10 protein-coding genes are annotated in these 15,840 nt (G+C 51.3%); 3 read left to right on the top strand and 7 right to left on the bottom strand.

Features of this window, described 5'->3' with window-relative positions; all coding sequences use genetic code 11:
- Positions 1 to 492 precede the first annotated feature (492 nt).
- On the top strand, positions 493 to 2,919 hold the full coding sequence (locus F0L74_RS15360) for a zinc-dependent metalloprotease (protein WP_246197724.1): 2,427 nt from the start codon (positions 493 to 495) through the stop codon (positions 2,917 to 2,919).
- Between the two features lie 59 nt (positions 2,920 to 2,978).
- Here F0L74_RS15360 and F0L74_RS15355 read toward each other — a convergent pair whose 3' ends face one another.
- The 7 genes from F0L74_RS15355 to F0L74_RS15325 form a co-directional block, all read right to left on the bottom strand.
- A complete protein-coding gene (locus F0L74_RS15355) occupies positions 2,979 to 4,091 on the bottom strand; it encodes a bile acid:sodium symporter family protein (RefSeq protein ID WP_149838801.1) in 1,113 nt (370 codons plus the stop codon).
- 43 nt (positions 4,092 to 4,134) lie between these two features.
- Positions 4,135 to 5,595, bottom strand: coding sequence for a mandelate racemase/muconate lactonizing enzyme family protein (locus F0L74_RS15350; RefSeq protein WP_149838800.1), 1,461 nt, complete (start codon positions 5,593 to 5,595; stop codon positions 4,135 to 4,137).
- An 18-nt stretch (positions 5,596 to 5,613) separates the two neighbouring features.
- Positions 5,614 to 6,543, bottom strand: coding sequence for an RraA family protein (locus F0L74_RS15345; RefSeq protein ID WP_149838799.1), 930 nt, complete (start codon positions 6,541 to 6,543; stop codon positions 5,614 to 5,616).
- A gap of 22 nt (positions 6,544 to 6,565) precedes the next feature.
- Positions 6,566 to 8,068: a SusD/RagB family nutrient-binding outer membrane lipoprotein gene (locus F0L74_RS15340; protein WP_213086992.1), complete on the bottom strand. Its 1,503-nt coding sequence runs from the start codon at positions 8,066 to 8,068 to the stop codon at positions 6,566 to 6,568.
- Positions 8,069 to 8,073: 5 nt separating this feature from the next.
- Positions 8,074 to 11,508, bottom strand: a complete 3,435-nt coding sequence (locus F0L74_RS15335) for a SusC/RagA family TonB-linked outer membrane protein (protein ID WP_149838797.1) — start codon at positions 11,506 to 11,508, stop codon at positions 8,074 to 8,076.
- Between the two features lie 204 nt (positions 11,509 to 11,712).
- Positions 11,713 to 12,879, bottom strand: a complete 1,167-nt coding sequence (locus F0L74_RS15330) for a FecR family protein (RefSeq protein WP_149838796.1) — start codon at positions 12,877 to 12,879, stop codon at positions 11,713 to 11,715.
- A gap of 66 nt (positions 12,880 to 12,945) precedes the next feature.
- Positions 12,946 to 13,500 (bottom strand): RNA polymerase sigma factor, encoded by a 555-nt coding sequence (locus F0L74_RS15325; RefSeq protein WP_149838795.1) that lies wholly within the window; start codon positions 13,498 to 13,500, stop codon positions 12,946 to 12,948.
- Between the two features lie 231 nt (positions 13,501 to 13,731).
- On the opposite strand from F0L74_RS15325, the gene F0L74_RS15320 reads away from it, so the two are divergent.
- Together F0L74_RS15320 and F0L74_RS15315 are read left to right on the top strand one after the other, a co-directional pair.
- Complete coding sequence (locus F0L74_RS15320; RefSeq protein ID WP_188316029.1) at positions 13,732 to 14,763, top strand: LacI family DNA-binding transcriptional regulator; 1,032 nt, start codon at positions 13,732 to 13,734, stop codon at positions 14,761 to 14,763.
- A 165-nt stretch (positions 14,764 to 14,928) separates the two neighbouring features.
- Complete coding sequence (locus F0L74_RS15315) at positions 14,929 to 15,744, top strand: hypothetical protein (RefSeq protein ID WP_149838793.1); 816 nt, start codon at positions 14,929 to 14,931, stop codon at positions 15,742 to 15,744.
- The last annotated feature ends 96 nt before the right edge of the window (positions 15,745 to 15,840 follow it).

The following is a 15,840-nucleotide window of genomic DNA, read 5'->3' as shown; positions in this document are numbered from 1 at the left end:
TCACTTTAAACGCCTTCCGCTACAGTAGCAGCTTTTGACTTATTAGTCCGGCAGAACGTGCTATCCTGCTGCCCTTTGGTCCCATAACTCATTATAACTAAGGAAAAAGCGTGCGTTATATATCAACAACTATATCAATATAAACAACGCCCTACCCCTATTCCCGAACATCCCCCTGGTTATAAACCGCCGTTAATATACTGCTATTCTTTCCATTCTTAAGAGAAATAAAGCGCTTATGGAATTTCCTGATAAGTTACTGCTTTATATATTTATTTGCAAACAGCAGTTAAAACAAAACTGCGGCAGATCAAGGATCAACCATCCAATAAAACTATGACCATGTATGTAAAAAGCAGGACTGTTGCGGTTGCAGCAGCAATACTCTGTCTAATCGTAGCACTCAGTACACCCTCAACAGCCCAAAGGAAAAAGAAAAAACACAGCACAACAGCCAGCCTTCAGGCCAAAGATAGTACCGGCAAACAGCCCATGATCCCCCCGCCGGGCACTCCCAAAGCCAATCCAAAACAGTTTAGCGAGGTGATAACTGCCAGGGCCAAAGCGGATTCCGGCCTGTTCAACATCTATAAACTGGATGATAAGGTATATTTTGAGATCGCGGACTCCCTGCTGGGCAGGGATATACTGGTGGTGAACCGGATCTCCAAATCGGCCGCCGGCCTGCGGGCCATGTTCTTTGGCTACAGCGGCGACCAGATAGGCGAGAATGTGATCCGTTTTGAAAAGGGGCCCAATAACCGCATCTTCCTGAAGAACATTTCCTACAGCGAGATCTCCAAAGACAGTACCCAGCCTATGTTCAACGCGGTGATGAACTCTAATATCCAGCCTATTGCAGCGGCTTTTGATATCAAGGCGTTTTCCAAAGACAGCAGCGGCTGCGTGGTGGATATGACAGACTATATTAATGGTGATAACGATATCCTGTTCTTTGACCAGCGCATGAAAACAGGATTGCGGCTGGGCGGCGTACAGCCGGATAAGTCCTATGTGGTGGATGTGCGCTCCTATCCTATTAATACTGAGATCAAAACGGTAAAAACCTATTCAAAAAGCGGCGGCGGTTTGCCTATACCCGGTATGCCCGGCGGCGCGGCCGGGGGCAATGCCACCCTGGAGCTGAACAGCTCCCTGGTACTGTTGCCTAAGGTGCCCATGCAATCCCGTTATTTTGATCCCCGTATCGGTTATTTTACCACCAGCGTTACGGATTTTGATGCTGACCCACAAGGGGTAAAACGGCTGCAGATGATCACCCGCTGGCGCCTGGAGCCTAAGGATGAGGACCTGGAGAAATACAAACGCGGCGAACTGGTAGAACCTAAGAAACCTATCATATTCTATATAGATCCTGCTACCCCTGCTAAATGGCGTAAGTACCTGATACAGGGCGTAAATGACTGGCAGGTGGCCTTTGAACAGGCCGGCTTTAAAAATGCCATTGTGGCCAAGATGGCGCCTACCCTGCAGGAAGACTCTACCTGGAGCCTGGAAGACGCCCGTTTCTCTGCTATCGTATACAAACCTTCCGATATTGCCAACGCCAGCGGCCCGCATGTGCATGATCCCCGCTCCGGCGAGATCCTGGAGAGCCATATCAACTGGTACCATAATGTAATGCGCCTGCTGCGCAACTGGTACTTTATCCAATGTTCGCCCAATGATCCCCGGGCCAGGACCATGGAGTTTGATGATGAGCTGATGGGAGAGCTGATCCGTTTTGTATCCTCTCACGAGGTGGGGCATACCCTGGGTCTGCGGCATAATTTTGGTTCCAGCTCCGCTTACCCGGTGGATAAGCTGCGTGATAAAGCCTGGGTGGAGAAAAACGGCTTTGCCCCTTCTATTATGGACTATGCCCGTTTTAACTATGTGGCGCAACCGGAGGATGGTATTACCGGCGCGGACCTGTATCCCCGCATCAACTACTATGATAAATGGGCTATTGAATGGGGTTACCACCTGATACCGGATGCCGCTACCGCAGAAGCGGAAAAGGCCACCCTGAACAAATGGGCCATTAACCGCCTGAAAGACAAACGTTACTGGTTTGGTACAGAAAGCAACCCGGACGATCCCCGTTCCCAGAACGAGGACCTGGGCGATGATGCCATGAAAGCCAGCCTTTACGGCATCAAGAACCTGCAGCGTATTATGCCTAACCTGATGGCATGGACCCGCGAGGCCAATGAGGGTTATAGCAACCTGAGCGAGTTATACCGGGAAGTAGCCGGGCAATACGGCCGCTACATGGGCCATGTGGCCAAGAACGTAGGCGGGATCTATGAAACGCCTAAAACGGTAGAACAGGACGGGGCGGTATATGAGGCCGTATCCAAAGCCACCCAGCGCGATGCGGTAAAGTTCCTGAACGAGCAACTATTCACCACGCCTAAGTGGCTGCTGGACAAAGACATCCTGAGCCGTACGGGCAATGATGCCACCAGTGTGGTAATGGCACGTCAGGACCCGGTACTGGACCGCCTGTTAAGCGCCAATACCCTGAATAAACTGCTGAACGCATCTGCCATGGAAAGCAGCGAGGCCTACCAGGCTACCGATATGCTGAATGACCTGAAGAAAGGCATCTTTAGCGAGGTGTATACCCATAAATCCATCGATATCTTCCGCAGGAACCTGCAGAAGGCATATGTAAAACAGCTGACGGAGCTCTTATCTCCCAACTCCCCTACCCCCAGCGGCGGGATCTCTATTTTCTTTGGCAGCCCGGCTGCTGATCCCACCCGTACGGATGTGAGCAGTATTGCCCGCGCCCAGCTGACAGCGCTGCGGAATGAGATCCGTACAGCTGCTGCCGGCATGCCGGATAATATGAGCCGCTATCATTTGACGGACCTGGTACAGCGGATCAATACGGCACTGGAACCGAAGTAAAGCTGTTAGCTTTTAGCGATATAAGCGGCCGGCTCATCTCTTTGAGCCGGCCGCTTTATTTAGTGAGGTTTTACGGCGTTTGGAACCTGATCTGCGATAGGTTCCTCTGCCGGCCGCCCTTTCCACCAGTTTGCCAAAGCAGAGCCGGTAATATTCATTAACGGGCCAAATACGGCGGGCGCCAGTCCCACGGTAGCCAGCTTGCCCATTTTTAAGGCCAGACCGGATGCCAGGCCGCCATTCTGCATGCCCACTTCCAGGGCTACGGTGCGGCAGTCCTTTTCCGGCATACGGAACAGGCGGGCGCCCCAATATCCTAAAATATAGCCACTGATATTATGCAGCAAGGTAGCCACTACCAGCAGGGGGCCTACGGTTAACAGGCTATCCCGTCCGCTGGCAGTAATGACCACGATGATAAGGCCGATACTTACCATTGATACCACGGGCATGGCAGCATCCAGCCATTTAAAACGGCCGTGCAGGAAATGATTAAAGACCAGCCCCAGCACAATGGGCAGGATCACGATCTGGATGATATGCCACATCATTTCCCAGAACACGATCTCTACAAACTGGCCGGCCAACAGTTTCATCCACAAAGGGGTGATCACCGGCGCCAGCAGCGTTACAGTAGCGGTAATGGATACGGATAAGGCCAGGTTAGCGCCGGCCAGGTAAGACATCACATTAGACGCAAGGCCACTTGGGCAGGCGCCTATCAGTATGATCCCGGCGGCTATCTCCGGTGGAAAGTGAAAGATACGGGTGATGGTATACCCTACCAGGGGCATGATGGTGTAATGCCCGATAATGCCTACGCCAATACCCATCGGCATTTTGGCTACCTGTCCAAAATCTGCCCAACTGAGGCTGGTGCCCATACCAAACATGATGATCTGCAACAGCGGCACTATCAACGCGGACAGTTTAAACTCCCCTACTTTGATAAAATGCTGCGGGTAGTACATGGCCAGGCTTACAGCGGCAAAGATCATCACCGTATAAGAAAAGCCCTTTAATACAGGATTGCCACGGAAGGCAAAAGCAAGGGCAGCGAAGCATAACATCAATAACCAGCCGGCAGCGGAATGGATGCCCAAAATGGAAACAACAATGTAGGCGATAAGGGCCAGCAACGACAGGTACCCTGATAGTTTATAGCGGTTCATACGGACGGTTTATGTGGCGGGCAGTCCGGGACTGCCCTTAAATTTAACTCCATAAGCGATCCCAGGAGCGGTTCTCATTCCATTCCGGGGTGGGCGCAAAATAGGTTTTGTCTTCCGGCGCCAGGTGCTGTTTGATCTCATCGTCATTGAGCTCAATGCCTAAACCGGGTTTGTCCGGCACAATGGCAAAACCTTTTTCGATGAGTGGCTTATCAGATTTTACCAGGTTATTCCAGTAAGGCACATCCAGCGAGTGATGTTCCAGCGCTACAAAATTCTGGGTAGCGGCGGCGCAGTGCACGTTGGCCATAAATGAAATGGGATAACCTGCAAAATGCATCGCCATGGCTACGCCCCTTTCCTCTGCATAATCGCCTATCCGTTTGGTTTCCAGGATGCCACCGGCTGTTGCCAGGTCTGGATGGATAAGATCTACCGCATGGGCATCTATCAATTTAATAAATTCTTCTTTAAGGTAGATATCTTCTCCGGTGAGGGTAGGCGTTTCTATGGCATTGGTGATCTGTTTCCATTGCTCTGTGAACTTCCAGGGGATAAGATCTTCCAGCCAGGCCAGCCGATAGGGCTCTACCGCCTTACCCAGGCGGATGGCGTTATTTTGATCAAAATGCCCATAGTGGTCAGAAGCCAGGGGGATGTTATAACCTACCGCTTCCCGTACCCTGGAGATACGTTCTGCCAGTATATCCAATCCTTTTGGAGTGATCTGTACCTGGGTAAAAGGATGTTCTGTAGCGCCATAGGTCATAGGCTCGTTGGACCATTGGCGGCCTACGTCCCAGAAATTATTATTCACCAAAGCGCCGGGCGTATTACGCAGCAGCTCAATACCGAAGTCCATTTTGAGGAAGGTATATCCTTTGCCTTCCAGGCGGTCTTTTAGCTTGGCGGCGAATTCTGTTGGGTCTTCCACCTCCGGGGTATCTGCGTAGAGGCGTACCCGGTCCCGGTATTTGCCGCCTAACAGCTGATACACCGGCACACCGTAGGCTTTACCAGCCAGGTCCCAGAGGGCCATTTCCACACCGGATACACCGCCACCCTGGCGGCCGTGGAAGCCAAACTGTTTAATACGTTTAAAGACCATTTCCACGCTGCAGGGGTTCATACCCATGATACGGCTTTTAAGGAAAAGGGCATAACGCCAGCTGGCGCCGTCCCTTACTTCGCCCAGGCCATAGATACCCTGGTTGGTATCGATACGGATGATAGGACAACGGCCGGTAGAGTTCATACCGATCGCATAACGCATATCTGTGATCTTAAGGTCTGAGGGGGCGGAGTAACGGTTTACTTTTGACGTGGAATGCGCCAGCGTATCATGGATATTGGAGAACATAAAGCCGCCCAGGGCCAGGCCGCCAATGGCTGTTTTCTTCAGGAAGGAACGGCGGTCGTTCTCATTTTCATTGGAAGCTGCTTGCTGGCTTACGGGCTCTGTTACGCCTAATTTTGAGAGGAATTGCTGAGATGGTGTCTGCATAGTTTAATGATTTGAAGATTACCATGTTCTGTTTTTCATGAATTTATCCAGGTCCTGGCGGCTCATGGGCAGTTTATCGCCTTGGGCATCCAGCCATTGCAGGAAGTCTTTTTTGATGGCGTCCGTCCATTGGCTGTCTATTTCGCCGGGCGTGTATTTGCCCTCTTTGAGGCGCTGATGGCCAAACTGATCGCGCAGGGCAATGAACTCTGCGTTCAGCACTACCTCTTCCAGGAGATGGGCGGGGATGAAAATGACGCCGCCTTTTTTTGCCAGCACCACATCACCCGGTAATACGGTAGCCCTGCCAATGCGGATGGGCACATTGATACCGGCCAGCATCATCTGCTGTATGTAAGACGGATCGTAGCCTTTTACCCAGGCGGTAAACCCTGCTATCTCTTCCAGGCCTTCCATATCGCGTACGGAGCCGTAGAAGATGACGCCGTTCTTTGATTTGGCGTAAATGGAGTTACCCAGGTTATCGCCAATAAGGGTACCATCCACCACTTTGCCATAACTATCCGCCACATACACATCCCCGTTGGACAGTACATCTATGGGCCAGGAATTGGTACCGCCAATACGGCCTTCTGCCTTGCCTTTGTCCTTTACAAGCTGGTCCCAGTCCGGGCGTAAGGGCATGTATTGGGCAGTGACCACGCGGCCGGTCATTACCTGGTCCGGGCGCAGCAGCATCCAATCGCCCTCGAACTGGTTCTGGTAGCCTTTGTTGCGGAGGATGCCCCAGGCTTCTTCAATGGAGATGTTTTTGAGGCGTTGCAGCAGGGCGTCCGGTACTTTGGGCCTGCCATCCGGGGTGCGGTCCCCTTTCCACGCGGGCGTAAGGGCTTTTATCTGATCCGCCGTGGGCGTGACCTGTTGCGCCTGCACAGCGCCTGCATACAGGCAAACTGCCAACAACCAATAAGTGAAACGTAGCTTCATATATACTTGCTTTTAAATTGCTTTATTGCACATCCCACCACATGCGGATATTCAGCTCATCAGCGCCCTGGCGCGACAAAGCGTCGTTATAGTGCTGTGTGTTCAGGGATATTTCCGTATCCGGGTAGCGGAGCCGGCGTATGCTGGCGCCGCGCGGGATATCCTGCGTGGCATATGTATTGGCCGGGATAACGGGGTAGCCCGTACGCCGCCAGTTGGCATAGGCTTCTATACCGTTCATGAGCGAGGCGATCCAATACTGGGTATTGATCTGCTCCACCGCAGCCGCCGGGTTATAGGCATGGGTAGCCCAATAAGCGGTGATGGTATTATCCGGGATCACGGCGGTACCGCCATAGATGGCCAACTGCTGCATGTGGGCTGTTACCCCCTGCTGGTATAACATCGCCGCATCGGCGGTTATCCATCCCTTTTGCGCGGCCTCTGCCAGCAGCAGGGAGGTTTGCGCATAGGTGATATGGAAACAAGGCGCGGTGATGTTGCCTAAGGTTAGCCTGTCGATCTGGGAATATTTATACAATGAGCCGGGGTAACCGGGGGCGGTAGGAATGGTAGTGTTATCGTAGCCCGTGGGCATGCCTATCTGATGCGCCGGGTCTTTATCCTGCGTGGTTTGCGCGGGGTCTTTGGTAGCATCTCCATAGATAACGGCAATTACCTGCAGGCGGGGATCGTTGCCGCTTTTCAGGTTGTTTACCAGCATGTCATTCAGGTAGTAGTTGGCTTTTTCTGAGCCATTGAGCTGGTTGCCAAAAGCATTGGTGTAAGTAGCAGAGTGCTGCATCAAACAGTTATCCGCGTTGGATGTCATAACGCCGCCCTGGAATGCTTTGGCCGCATAGGTGCGGGCTTTGGCAGCATCTACCCGGGAGAGGCGCATGGCGATGCGTAAGAGTAAGGAATTGCCGAAACGTTTCCATTTACCGATATCGCCGTTGTAAAAGAGCTCATTCTTTTCTGTGGCCCTGGATGGATCGAGCGCGTTTACGGCTTCGTCCACTTCCCTGAGCAGATCGTTATAGATATCCTGCTGTTTATCGTATTCGGGGAAGTATTGCGATTCGAGGAAGGCGTTGCCTGCCTGTGCGTAAGGAATATCGCCGTAGGTATCTGTCAAGACCTGGAAAACATAGGCCTTCCAGATGCGGGCCATCTGGTACAGGTTAAACCGGGCGGTATCATCATGGGTCTTGTCAACGATATCTACCAGGTTGCGCACCAGGGGGTAATACTGGTCCCAGAGCATCCTTTCCACGGCGGGATTCTTCTGGTTTACATTACCGCCGGCCAGCACGCCCAGAAAGGGATGCATGGTATGCCGGACAATGGCGCTCTGGTAGGTAATGGTGCCGCTGTTCCAGGAAGCGTTGAGCTCCGCCTGGGCCAGCAGGTAGGCCGGATCCAGGGAGGAAGGCAGCACCGGGTTGGTGTTGATCTTTTCGAAGTTCTTATCACATCCTGCAGATAAACACAGGATGCCTATGATAACGATATATAGTTTCATACCCTTCAGAATTTAACGTGAACATTAATGCCCATGCTGCGGGTCATAGGTAATCCCCCGGACTCCAGCCCCTGCAGGTTATCGCTGGCAGCGGTGACCATTTCAGGATCTATATTGGGCGTATGTTTGCTTAGTACGGCTACGTTGTTGGCCACCAGGGAAACCGCCAGTCCCTTAAAGGGAGATCTGCTGCCCAATAGTTTGGCCAGATCGTAACCGATGGTGATCTGTCTTAGCTTTATGAAGCTGGCGTCGTATACAAACTCCTCTGCTATGTTATTGTTGCTCCTTACGGATTCGTAATAGGTTTGTACAGGTACGGGCACATTGTTGGGGATGTATTTACCGGGGGCATTGGGATCCTCCATCACGCCCTTGCCTACTACAAAACCCTGTTCCCGGCCTTCGAGCGTAGCCTTGTGCAGGCCATGCCGCCAGAGGTTGAAGTTCGTGTTGGAGATCAGCTTGTTGCCAAACTTACCATCCACCAATACAGATACCCTTACCCCTTTGATGGTGAAGGTGTTGATGACGCCGCCGGTCCAGGTGGGGATGGCGCTGCCAAAGGTCTTAACAGCATCCGCATTGGCGGGGCGGCCGTTCTTAAAGATGATCTGTCCGTCCGGGGCGCGGAGATAAGCGGTGCCCTGCAGGGAGGCCATGGGTTTGCCTACTTCGTGCGCCAGGCGGCCGGTATATTCGCCGGTGCCCACTATAATACTGGGCTGACCGGCAGCCAGCTCCAATACCTTACTGGTATTATGCGCGCCGTTTATATTCACTTCCCAGCGGAAGGCGCTTGTATTTACCGGTACGCCGGTGAGCAGCCATTCTATCCCCTGGTTGCGCAGGCGGCCCACGTTTACCAGCGTGGCTGCATAACCGGTAGCACCGGAGATCTGTACAGACAGTATCTCGTCGATCGTGTTTTTACGGTACCAGGCTACGTCAAAACCAATGCGGTCATCGAATAAGCGGCCTTCCATACCTGTTTCAAACTCCTTCACCTTTAGCGGGCGCAGGTCAGGATTAGGGCTAAGGGTGCCGGAGATGCCGCCCAGGGCTAATCCGAGATGCGGATTGGGATTCAGTACGTAATAAAGATTATTCTGGTAAGGGTCTGTATCGCCACCCACCTGGGCATAGGCTATACGGAACTTGCCAAAATTGAACCAGGATGGGAGTTTAAAAGCATCTGTAAATACAAAGCTGGTGCTGATGGAAGGATACAGATAGTTATTGGAATTTGGATTGAGCGTAGAGAACCAATCATTACGGGCCGTGAGGTTCAGGAAGAGGTAATTTTTCCAGGACAGCTCAGCAGCGCCGTAAAGGGAGTTGACGCGTTTTTCGCTGTACAGATACTGCGGATCTTTGATCTGTCCGTTCTGTACGGTATATAGATCACGGATGAAAAAATTATTGACCACTACATTGTTGTTCTCATTGATCTGCACCATTTGGTTACCGCCCAATGTGAGGTCTATATCTATATTGCCAAACTTGCGGTTAGCCCCAATGAGGAAGTCGTAGTTACGCTCCCTGAACTTTACCACCTCCTGGTAATATTGCCCGTTAAAACCGGTGGTCACCGGACCTAAGAAGCGGGTACCTGTGGGCACATTATAATCCTGGGAGCGGGTAAAATAGTCTTGCCCTGCGCGGCCTTGTATATACAGCCAGGGCAGCAGATCGTAGCGTAGTGAGATGTTGCCCATTAAACGGTCCCGCACAATGTTCTCAAAGCGTTCGTAGGCGATCCAGTACGGGTTGGTACGGGGCGTAAAACGGGAGATGTTGCGCTCGTTCCCGTTCTCATCCCTGCGGTGCTCCTTCAGGTCTGTTAAGTCCATGGTGTTGGCCAGCGAGTATACTGTAGTATTAGCGTTGTATTGCTGTACAAATACATTGGGCGGGTTCTGGCTTTTTTCGTGAGAGTAGTTGGCGAATACATTCACCTGCAGCTTACTCGTAACGGCGTAATTAAGTCCCAGGTTAACGGCCTGGCGGCGATAGCCGGAATTGGGCATAATGGATTCGTTGTTCATATCTGACATAGACAGGTTAAAACTGCCTTTGTCGTTGCCCCCGGAGAAAGACACGGTATTGCTCCAGGTGTAGCCGGTACGATAGAATTTATTAATACGGTTTTTCACGGCGGAATAGGGTTTTACCTGTCCATCGAACTGGATGGTGGGTTTGCCGTCTATTTTTTCTCCAAAGCTCCAGGTACCGGTATTACCTGCGTCTGCAATGTTTTGCGGACGTAAGCCCTGTTCGCCCTGGCCATATTCATATTGGAAATCTGTTTGGTCAATGGCGCGGTCTACTACAAAATTGCTGTTCACCTCTACCCCTATGCCCTGGTTGCGTTTGCCGGAGCGGGTGGTGATGACGATAGCGCCGTCTTTTGCACGGAAGCCATATAAAGCCGCGGCGGTAGCGCCTTTGAGGATGTTGATAGATTCGATATCATCCGGGTTGATGCTGAGCAGACCATCGCCGCCATCTGTATAAGATTCTGCGCGGGAGGTATTGCCTTCTGCATCATTCTTGCGGGCGCCGTAACTGTTGTTGTTCATAGGCACCCCATTCAGTATAATAAGGGGTGAGTTATTGCCTTTAAAGGAAGAGGCGCCACGGATGCGGATCTTACTGGAACCGCCGGCGCCAGTGTTTACGGAGCTTACATTGAGCCCTGCTACTTTACCCTGAAGGCTGTTGCCGATGTTGGGCGTTCTGTTCACCGCTACATCTGCCCCTTTAACGGTGGTGGCAGCGTAACCCAGCTGACGGGCTTCTTTCTGGATACCCAGGGCGGTAACCACTACTTCGCCCAGTTTGGTGAGGTCTTCCTGCAGCTGTACATTGAGTGTGGCGCGGCCGTTTACGGCCAGCTCCTGCGAGATATAGCCCACAAAACTAAAGACCAGTGCGGCATTATCCGGTACATTGATGCGGTAATGGCCCGCGCCGTCTGAGACAGCACCGGTCTGCTGTCCTTTTACCACGATGCTTACACCTGGCAGGGGCGCGCCTTTCGCGTCCGTCACCGTACCTGTTACGGTGAGCGGTGGCGGGGTGGTTAACCTGGCAGGCAGGGAATTGTTGTGGGCAATAATGATGGTCTTGTCCACGATGTTATACCGCAGCTGCCGGCCTTTGAGGCAAAGGGCCAGTATCTCCGGTACGGTGGCCTTTTTTACATCCACGGAAACCAAGCTATCCCGGATGTCATCATCATTGTAGAGGAACTTGTAATCGCTGTTCTGCTGGATAATGTCAAACAGCTTATCCAGCCGTACCCCGTTGAGCTTAAGGGTCAGTTTCACTTCCTGTGAATAGCCGGTGGCATGTAGTTCCACGAGGCAAACCAACATTAAGAAACCAGTGATACGCATAGCCAACAGCATAACAGGGGGCCATAACTTTTTTTTCATACCTTAGTATGGTTATTGGTTAGACAATAGGCAAGCCTGTCCGCTTCCAATGGCGGCTTACCTTTATGTTTGCTGATCGAGGCCGGAAATGTTCGCGCATTGCCGGTCTTTTTTTTTAGCGGAACTGTAAGCGGGTATATGCAAAGTGATGGGACGTGGTTCCCATAACGCGGAATGAGCACATAGTCTCTACAGCTATTGTATTTAGATCTTCTTTACGGCAACGTTCTTTCCATCTATGCTGAATTGCACTTTCTGTGTAAGCGCCAGCATGTCCAATACTTTCTGAATAGATTCATATTTGCGGATGGTACCTGTAAAACGCAATTCAGTTAAGGCTGCACCGGAGAAGCTAACATCTATATCGTACCAGCGGCTTAGCTTGCGCATAATGCTGCCCAGCGGCTCGCTGCGGAATACAAAGCGGCCATTCTTCCAGGCCAGGGCCTCTTCCATATAAGCTTCCTGTACGATGATATGTTGCTGTTCCCAGACGCCCTCTTCTCCGGGATGTAACAGGACATTGTTAGTCCCTGCCGTGAGCCTTACGCCGCCCTCCACCAGGGTGGTACGGGTGTATACTTCGTCCGTATAGGCTTTTACATTGAATTTGGTGCCGGTAACGGTAACGGCTAGTTTGTCTGTATGAACGATAAACGGTTTGCTTTTGTCTTTTGCTATTTCAAAATAGGCTTCGCCGGTGAGGTATACGTTACGGGTATCACCGTTAAACCGGGTGGGGAAACGCAGCGAGGTGGAGGCATTGAGCCATACTACGGAACTATCCGGCAGCACTACCCGGTACTCGCCTCCGCGCGGGATCTGCAGGGTGTTGAATACCGGCGTTTCAGCGGCGGCGGTATTGTGATAAGAAAGCACGGCGGCATGGCTTTTTAGCTGGGTCCCGTCTTGTTCTGTCAAGTCCTGTTCATGATCCTCCTTTAGCTCTACAATGCTGCCATTGCCCAGGATAAGGCGGGCTTTAGCGGTACCGGGCATACCGGGGGCCGGTAGTACCCGCTGGTTGTTTGCCAAAGCGGGCGGTGTAGCCGGGCGGTTGAGGAAGAACAAGGTAGCGGCGCCCACCAGGACCAGGATAGCCGCAGCGGCGGCATAGCGGCGCAGGCCGATGCGTGGCCGGGTGGATGGCAGCTGTGTTTGCAGGCGTTGCCAGGCCGCTGCTGTAGTGGTAGCATCAGGCAGGGTATCCAGCTGCTTACGGATATAGGATTCATCGTTCAGCTGCTCCCACAGGCGGCGGTTGGCAGGCGATGCGGTGATCCATGCGTTTAATTGCGCTTTTTCCGGCTCCGTGAGCTGGCCGGTGTGGTGTTTGGTTACGAGGTCTGCTATTTCCAGGGGAAGGTGCATACGTTATTAAAACAACTGAGTATTAAAACCGGGTGAAAGGGTTGGGAAATTTTTTTTGGAGATGGGTCATTTCAGGAGAAATAAAAGGATACGGGAGAGTTTAAGCCAGCCTTTGAGCAGATATAAACCCCGGGCTTTCTGTGTTTTGATGGTATTAACGGATACCTGCAATAGGTTGGCGATCTCGTTATTACGGAGGCCCTGCAGATAACCTAACTCCATGACCTGTTTGCAGCCAGGCGGCAGTTTGGCGAGGGCTTGTTGTAATTGCCCCGATACTTCCGCGGCTATGAGGTGGTGCTCCGCATTGATCTCCTCCGCTTCGCTGGCATTTTCTGCGCCGGCATGTTCCCGTACGACACGCTGGTGCTTTAATATATTAAGAGCGGCGTTGCGGATGCTGGTGTATAAAAAGGATCTGACGGCTGCATAGGAACTGAACTGCTGCCGCTGGCGCCATAACTTCATGAAGGCTTCCTGCACGAGGTCTTCTGCTTCTATATCATTTTGAAGAATGCCACGGGCGAAATGGCATAAACGCGGATAGAGCTGCTCGAATAATTGGCGAAGGACAGCCTCTTCCCCCTTTTTGAGCCCATCGATCAGTACTGTTTCGTTCATACAGCAGGGACTTAAAGGAGCATGTGATCAGGTTTTCGTAACGGAATCTGGTTTAAAAATTAAGCATAATAACTGATTTTGTCAAGTGAGGGGGGATTGGGCAGCCGGTCTTCCGTTTAGCGGCTCTGTTTACCGTTTGCAACAAACTGTTGATTGCAACGTGAAAGGGCATTTCAATTGTAATTTAATTTGCTTAATATAGCCTATTATTTCACCAGAAGCTCCCAAAAAGTGAAAGAACGCAATAAGATAACCATATACGATATTGCCCAGGCATTGAACCTGTCCGCCTCTACCGTGTCGCGGGCACTGCAGAACAACCCGCTCATTAATGATGAGACCCGGGAGAAGGTACAGAAGATGGCGGCGGAAATGGGTTATGTGCCTAACTGGATCGCCTCCAGCCTGCGTAAGAAGCGTTCCAATATCCTGGGGCTTATCGTGCCGCGTACCTCCATGTATTTCCAGAGCACGGCTATCAGCGGTATACAGCATGAGGCGCATAAGTATGGGTTCAGCATTATGATCGGCCAGTCTGATGAAACAGTGGCCATGGAGAAGGAACTGGTGCACACTTTCTTTTCCCTGCGTGTGGATGGGCTGCTGGCAGTGGCTTCCATGTTCACCACTAACTACGAACATTTCAGTCCTTTTATAAAGAATAATATCCCCCTGGTATTCTATGACCGGGTGCCGAATGAGTTCCCTGGCTATAGCATTACCGGCGATGATTTTACCGGCGGTTTCCTGGCTACGGAACATCTTATCAAACAGGGATGCAAACGTATTGCGCATTTTTCCGGCGTGCTTACCTGTAACCTGTACCAGCAACGGCTGGCGGGCTACAAGGCGGCCCTGACGAAATATAATATACCGTTTGACGACAGCCTGCTGTACATACACAACCTTACTACGGACGCCGCCACTGCGGCCGCACAGCAGCTGCTTACCAGCACGCCATTGCCGGACGGCCTGTTTTCCGCGAATGATACTTCTGCCGTGGCGTTTATACAGGAATCCCGGCGGCGTCAGATCAATATACCGGGGCAGATAAAGGTGGTTGGTTATTCCAATGACCTATCGTCCCGCATTATCACTCCTTCCCTCACCACCATTGAGCAATCCGGTTACAAAATGGGCCAGAAGGCCGTAGAAACTGTTATACAACTTATCAACCAGGACGAGACGGTTAAAGTGACGAAGAATTTTGTGTTCCCAGTAGAACTGATCAACAGGGAGTCTACACAGGTATCAGTTAAGTAGCATGATAACATTGCCTGTTAAAGTCACATTTAAATATTTGTTAGCCTATTGTAAGGCTGGGCCACCCCTATCTATTATGATCATTCATAAAATGTAAATATATTAGCTTAGTATCAAAGGCTACCGTTGATCTTTAACGGGTGAAAGCCGATTAAAACCTACAACATGAAGCGACCAGTCCTTATTTTCTTGTTGCTGGCAGGAGGCCTCTCCTTTAGCGCCTGCAACAAGCACATTTATGTACCCAATACAGTAAATGCTCCTTTATTAAAAGAGCGCTATGAGTTTAAGGGCAGCGTATCCCCTACTAATTACCAGGCCGCTTTTGCGGTGACTAATCACGTGGCTATTATGGCCAATGGCCAGTATGTGTTCCGCCCTGATTTTAATAGTGGTGATGAAAGTGAGGATGGTCTATTCGTAGACCAGTATGTACGGGGCGGGCTTTTTGAAGGCGCCGTGGGGTTCTTTCAGCCATTGGATAGCAGGAAACGGATGGTGTTTGACACATATGCCGGCTTTGGAGCTGGCAGTTTTAAGACCCTGGACGTGGCCTTTAACGATGAAAGCGCCACGGGGAATAACAATGATTACCTGTTACGCGCGCATTTCAGCAAGGTATTCATACAGCCCAGTATTGGTTTTGTGCACCCGGCAATTGAGGCAGCATTCAGCAGCCGGATCTCTATGCTGAATTTCTATGACCAGTATTTAGGGAATAAGGTATTTGAGACGAATCCAGACCGGCGGGATAATTTTATGCGGGTCGGTAGTAAGTCGCGGTTTTTCTTTGAACCGGCGTTTACTTTCCGGGCAGGGTATAAATATGTGAAGTTCCAGATGCAGCTGTCGTTTGCTGTGCCTATGGAGGACGAAACGTATAGCGGGTATGAGGTAAGCCAGTATTTTCAGCCGGTGGCGTTTGGCATGGGCGCTTCTGTGAATATAGCGCAGTGGTATAATGAGTTCAGGAAGAAGTAAGGATATTTATTAGAAAGGATCTATAAAGTACAGCGTGCCTCCGGGTGCGCTGTTTTATTATGGGGTATAAAAACAAAAAGGTCCCGACAATGAAGT

Origin of the sequence: Chitinophaga agrisoli (assembly GCF_008386695.1) — a bacterium.
GTDB lineage: Bacteria > Bacteroidota > Bacteroidia > Chitinophagales > Chitinophagaceae > Chitinophaga > Chitinophaga agrisoli.
Note: the sequence above shows the minus strand (reverse complement) of the source record. Positions and strands in the feature narration are given on the sequence as shown.